The sequence below is a fragment of the Taylorella asinigenitalis ATCC 700933 genome, assembly GCF_000687755.1.
Lineage (GTDB): Bacteria > Pseudomonadota > Gammaproteobacteria > Burkholderiales > Burkholderiaceae_B > Taylorella > Taylorella asinigenitalis.
Window position 1 is genome coordinate 1 of sequence record NZ_JHXN01000026.1, and the last position, 3,399, is coordinate 3,399.

The window sequence follows — 3,399 nt, forward strand, 5'->3', positions numbered from 1 at the left end:
GATTGCATATTGTGTTTCTTCTTCATTTAAAATACTTACCCTTAAATGCTCATTGAGTAGGAATATTGTTTGAACTGACGCAATAAAAAGAAAAATTAAAATAATTATCTGATCAACTATTTTGTGTATATTTGAAAGAACATTAATGGCATCGTATTTGATGAAATTAACAATTGAAGTGATTAGCATTGCAGATGCTAAGGATGAGATAGGAATAAAAATAAGACAGAACTTAATTATTACATCTAGTGCAAATTCGCCATTATAAGGTTCAGGGTCATAGTCGAAGAACTTTTTCAATTCTTCTTCATTCAATTCAAATACAAAATAATAAATGGCTATGAAAGTAAAAATAACCAGTAAAAGTTTAAATGTTTTAGCTAACATACGTTTTTAATAGAATCTAGAGCTCTCACAAGAATGATTCCGTATGTTCTGATACTTGTGTTTGGAATGTTCATCTGCTCTTGGTTTAAAAGCTTAGCCCTTAAAAAATCAAATTCACTTTTATGAGTAAGGGTTATACAACCTAGTGAAACACCACTTCCAACCTTGGGATGGAGTCTAAAAAGGCTTCTTTCATTTGAATTATAAGTCGTAAAGTCGTCAATTTTATTATCGACTCTAAATAGAGCAAACCAGTCATCCTTGATGGATGGTGGGGTTTTAATGCTTAGACTCTTTTTTGTAGCTTTTAGAAATCCGACAGGTCTATCAACAATCCAGTAACTACCTGGAGGAATAGGAGCGTAGGTTATATGAGCACACTCCAATCTATTGGTATAGGGATCTTTTCCAGTAAAAGCTTCAAATGTACCAATACCAGGACAAATCAACTTAGCTGATTTTTTGGAGCTATTGATTTCAAATCGACAAATAAGCATGAAATTAGTATGATTACTCGAAATATTTACTACTTACAATAATAATGAATCTTATTTTCATTATTGTTTCAATGGTAATTTCACATGCATAAAAAATTAAATCATAATACTAATAAAATTTTAATAGATACCTCCCAAAAAAATATTACGAAATTGATGATAATTTTAAATCTTTATTAATCCATAAAATTAGTTTCAGCTCCAATGTAAACTTCAACATGAGGGGAATTATTATAAAAATTCCTCAAACAAAAGAAGAGAAATATAAATTAGTCCTTACGGATGGAACTAAAATTGAAGCCTGGAAAGCATCTGGTTGTTTACAATCTTTGAAAGAAGGTGATTTGGTTTCTGTTAATATTCATTGATCCTCTGAAACTTATATAACTTTGTTACTATGTAGTAAGGATAAAGAAGCAATTTTTCTCGGTTTTGAGAACGTTCAGAATATTAAAGCTAGAAATCTTTCTATTAATATTGATCTTTTTATATTATTGTCAGCTGATACACAAATTGATGGTTACACTTTATTTATGGTTCATAACAGAATGATTTCTAATTCTCTAAATTTTGATCTCAAAACAAAAAATTCTTGAGTCACTTCAAATCAGTTTAATGATAATGTTTATAACATGAGACAAACATTATTTAAATCAAATAAGAAAGTCATAGGCAAAGATAAAATTAATGCAGGAAATATTGAATATCGTGCTAAGGTAAATTCTAGAATTGATGCTGGAGGCACTACGATTAATAGCAAAAATTTATTAAAACTTGATGGTAAATAAATAATGGCCGGATAGTTTAATTAACTTTTTAGGGAGAATAATATGCTTTTCACTAACACTCACAGTAAAGGTTTGGATACTGGATTTCCAGACCCTTGTAAAACTCCGCCTAATGGTGTACCTGTCCCATATCCTAATTTTGCAAAAGGTACAGTTGCAAGACCTAACCAAAGAAAGTTGCTTGTTAAGGGCAAACCTGTTCATAATCTTAGAACTAAAAAAAAGAACTAGAGGCGATTCCCTGGAAAGTTTAGGGGGTTAATATCACAAACTACTGGCTCTACACGTAAACATATTAAAGGAGCCAACAAGTTCTATGTTAAAATTTCTAAGGCTACTAGATTAAGTAGCCTAGGAAAAGGTAACAAAGTAAATTGTAGGATTCATACAAGAATTTCACCTGATCAGACAAAGTTTATAGTTATGTGCTGACAATCTTAGCTAATAACTATATCTTTATCTCATAAGCTAACTCAAAATTTACAATTATGGATTACATAATTCAATCACTCTATGCTTGTTGGTATTATTTGGTACTAACAAAGTGGTGGTTTGTCTTAATTGTGACCGTGCTGTTTTTTTGCATTTCAATTTACCTTGAAACAAGAATGAAGGGTAATAATAAGAAAAAAAAGAAGTGGATTCTTCTAGACTCCCTTTTTTTACGGTATTGTTTGGCATATTCTCATATGGTCCTATAGGTTTATTGGGTAATATTATCCAATCTCCAAATATTTATATTCTAAACAAATTAGGTCATGAGGTTGATGTTGAAGTTGTAGATTCATGGGAGTCTAATACTCTGATAAATTACCGGTACATCAATTGTTTTAAACTTCGCTACAAAACTTTAGACAATCAGCAAATAGAAGTTGACAGGTGTCAACCTTAGTATTTTGAAGGTCATAAAATTGTATACTTGCCCCATTATCCATAAGTGATGTCAATTTCAAATAAAGATAAGAATTAAGCAGTAAACAGAAATCAAAAATTTCTCATTGGTTATGGCATTGTCTAAAATTCGACATTCTACATTGGCTAAGGCGATAAGCATATTCTAAGTCATACAACTTTTTATAAAAGGCAAATGAGAACACTTACTTATTTTTTTTGATAGCATTAAATTAATGAGGTTGCTTAAAAGCTATAATTTATTGAATTTACTAGTGAATAAAACACTTATGCCTAGATTAGTATTCAGATTCCTGCAATTATCACTTCTGTTCTTTGTGATAAATATAGGCTTTATTTAACAAGGGGTAAGCAAAAGTAGCGAGCCATTGAGATAATCTGAGCATAGTAGAATTGTTTTGCCAATAGATATTAAAGACGATGATTGGAATTACTATGCACGTTATATTACGTTTAAATTATCTTCAGAAAGTCTTTTCCCAATGAATTTGACTGCCGATCAAATCAACGCTGATAATAGTATGCGATTTGGTTTTAATTTAAGCTTATCTTGTCCAGATGCATATGCTAATAATTTAATGTTTGAGTTGGTCTCGCCTGAAATTTTTGGCGAATTTAAAGAAATGCAACGAGATAAAAAAATCGATTCTAAATTTGAACAAAATGGGAATAAATGTTTAGTTAAATCTAACTTGCCAATAGTACAGGAATCATTCCCAGAGCTAATAAGAACATTTTTAAAACAACATATACTTTCTTTTGTTGATCTTAAATTTTCTAAAGTTAATTTTGAGGTGAACGAATATACATTCACT

At 30.2% G+C, this 3,399-nt stretch carries 5 protein-coding genes; 3 read left to right on the forward strand and 2 right to left on the reverse strand.

What is annotated here, in order from left to right:
* Both T432_RS0107575 and T432_RS0107580 read right to left on the reverse strand, forming a co-directional pair.
* Positions 1 to 387 (reverse strand): hypothetical protein (locus tag T432_RS0107575; protein ID WP_028884773.1); only part of this gene is annotated, 387 nt, incomplete at its 3' end.
* Positions 381 to 884 (reverse strand): DUF2778 domain-containing protein, encoded by a 504-nt coding sequence (locus tag T432_RS0107580; RefSeq protein ID WP_028884774.1) that lies wholly within the window; start codon positions 882 to 884, stop codon positions 381 to 383. The genes T432_RS0107580 and T432_RS0107575, both read right to left, overlap by 7 nt.
* Before the next feature lie 632 nt (positions 885 to 1,516).
* Between T432_RS0107580 and T432_RS08520 the strand changes: the two genes are divergently transcribed.
* The 3 genes from T432_RS08520 to T432_RS0107605 form a co-directional block, all read left to right on the forward strand.
* Complete coding sequence (locus T432_RS08520; protein WP_014110813.1) at positions 1,517 to 1,672, forward strand: hypothetical protein; 156 nt, start codon at positions 1,517 to 1,519, stop codon at positions 1,670 to 1,672.
* Positions 1,673 to 1,714: 42 nt separating this feature from the next.
* Positions 1,715 to 1,903: a PAAR-like domain-containing protein gene (locus T432_RS08205; protein ID WP_049959895.1), complete on the forward strand. Its 189-nt coding sequence runs from the start codon at positions 1,715 to 1,717 to the stop codon at positions 1,901 to 1,903.
* Positions 1,904 to 2,982: 1,079 nt separating this feature from the next.
* Positions 2,983 to 3,399, forward strand: a 417-nt coding sequence (locus T432_RS0107605) for a hypothetical protein (protein WP_028884776.1), incomplete at its 3' end; no start/stop codon positions are given.

Bases quoted from the DNA above. Each gene is read 5' to 3' on its own strand.
- T432_RS0107580 (WP_028884774.1), bottom strand. From the start codon at position 884: ATGCTTATTTGTCGATTTGAAATCAATAGCTCCAAAAAATCAGCTAAG.
- T432_RS08205 (WP_049959895.1), top strand. From the start codon at position 1,715: ATGCTTTTCACTAACACTCACAGTAAAGGTTTGGATACTGGATTTCCA.
- T432_RS08520 (WP_014110813.1), top strand. From the start codon at position 1,517: ATGAGACAAACATTATTTAAATCAAATAAGAAAGTCATAGGCAAAGAT.